Genomic DNA, 1,721 nt, shown 5'->3' with positions numbered 1-1,721 from the left:
CAATGCTAAAAATGTATAAAAGCCACTGGAGCCTCAAAGGGCGCCTATTTAGCCTGATTCCTGCCTTTTGTAACGCATGCAAGATGTTCGTTTTCAAAATCGGCAAGGATTAAATTTAAGCGAATTTCAAAATTTTAAAGCAGCGCGACGCAGGGAGCGTAAGCCGACTTTTTAAACAGATGGAATAAAATTTTAAAATTTTCGCCGGCATTAGCGGCTTGCGCCAGCCGATAATTGATGAACCAAGACGGACAGCAAACAAACCAAACCAATGCAGACAGCAGTCAAGCCGACTTAGACTCCAACCAAGCCGAGCCAGGCAATAATCAAGCAAAGCGACTAGCGTCAGTGCGCCTATACGCGAAGTAAAATTCCTCGATTTCAAGCCGAGATTGTAAATTTAAACACCCACTACGCCCTTGCCTGCCTAAGTTAAAAAACCGCCCTATTTACTCGCTACTGTAATTAAAAATTTTAAAGCCGAATTGGAGCCCATATACGTTAAATAAAAATTATTTTTTCATTGACTTAAATTTACGTTTTTGCTAGAATCTTGGCGCATTAATTTACAAAGGAGATCAAAAATGCGAAAATTTTTCCTGCCCCTTTTCTATGCCTTCATGCTGGTCGGATGCAACAAACACGGCCTTGGCCCCACAAACCTCTTTTTAGAAAATAAAGAGCTAACCCAACTCAAAGGTCGCCATATCCTAGATATGGAGAAATACACCGGCGGCTGGTCATACATCGATATAGGCATGTTTTCAAATAAATACTATCTACAATATGAACCGCGCGAAGTACTATCGGTAGAGAGATCGTGCAACTTCTGGGGCTGCAGCGTAGTAGGCGTTAATTATAGCACTTACGGCTACATCTATTTCACCACCGACAAAGACGGCTATATCACCGACTATACCGAGGACGGCGACGCGATAAGAAGCGTCAAGCATAAATTTAAAGACCTACTAGTATTGGAGAATTAAGATGAAAAAGACGATAATGGCATTATGCGCATTTGCGATCACTACGGCGTTGGTATATCGGATAGCGATTACAATAAATTTGACACACTGGATGAGAGCGGAAGATATAAAGAGGCTTTGGCATTTCTCAAGCCTTTAGCCGAGGCGGGCGACGGTAGGGCTACTACGCTCATAGGCTATCTTTATGAGGTTAGGTTTGATAGCTACGGCGAAGGGATAAAGTGGTATAAAAAGGGTATGGAGCTAAACGATAGCCTTGCTTATAAAAATATGGGTTGGATCTACTATCTAATGAGGGATTATAAACTAGCCGCTAAGGCATACGAAAAAGCAAGCGATTTAGGCAACGTACAGGCCGATGCGATGATGGGCAATATGTATCTAAACGGGATATATTATACAAGGGATTATAAAAAGGCTCTCGTATATATACAAAGAGCCGCCGAAAAAAATAATGCGCAGGCTCTAACCGATCTAGCCATATGCTACGAGAACAGCTACGGCGTCGCAAGAGATCTGAATAAAGCCAGAGAGCTCTACAGACGCGGAGCCGCCGGCGGCAACGAATACGCCCAAAAAGCGCTAGGTAGGCTATAGTAGCACGAAGACGACCGCGAAGCCGGCTAAATAGTTGCGGCTTTGCAGCAGGGTAAAATTTTGATCTCCGCGCCGTGGATGCGGCTAAATTTTAAGCCGTGCACGAATATAGGGTTAGCCCACTCGTGCGCACATCGC

The 1,721-nt window shown here is 43.8% G+C and carries 3 protein-coding genes; all 3 read left to right on the top strand.

What is annotated here, in order from left to right; genetic code table 11:
- The first annotated feature begins 237 nt into the window (after positions 1-237).
- The 3 genes from Q0236_RS06225 to Q0236_RS06215 all read left to right on the top strand — a co-directional run bounded on the left by Q0236_RS06225 (position 238) and on the right by Q0236_RS06215 (position 1,583).
- Positions 238-369, top strand: a complete 132-nt coding sequence (locus Q0236_RS06225; RefSeq protein ID WP_297916114.1) for a hypothetical protein — start codon at positions 238-240, stop codon at positions 367-369.
- Between the two features lie 215 nt (positions 370-584).
- Positions 585-986, top strand: a complete 402-nt coding sequence (locus Q0236_RS06220; RefSeq protein ID WP_297916112.1) for a hypothetical protein — start codon at positions 585-587, stop codon at positions 984-986.
- Positions 987-1,010: 24 nt separating this feature from the next.
- The gene (locus Q0236_RS06215) at positions 1,011-1,583 is read left to right on the top strand and encodes a tetratricopeptide repeat protein (protein ID WP_297916110.1); all 573 of its coding nucleotides are present in this window, start codon (positions 1,011-1,013) and stop codon (positions 1,581-1,583) included.
- The last annotated feature ends 138 nt before the right edge of the window (positions 1,584-1,721 follow it).

Source organism: uncultured Campylobacter sp. (assembly GCF_938031315.1).
Classification (GTDB): Bacteria; Campylobacterota; Campylobacteria; order Campylobacterales; family Campylobacteraceae; genus Campylobacter_B.
Note: the sequence above shows the minus strand (reverse complement) of the source record. Positions and strands in the feature narration are given on the sequence as shown.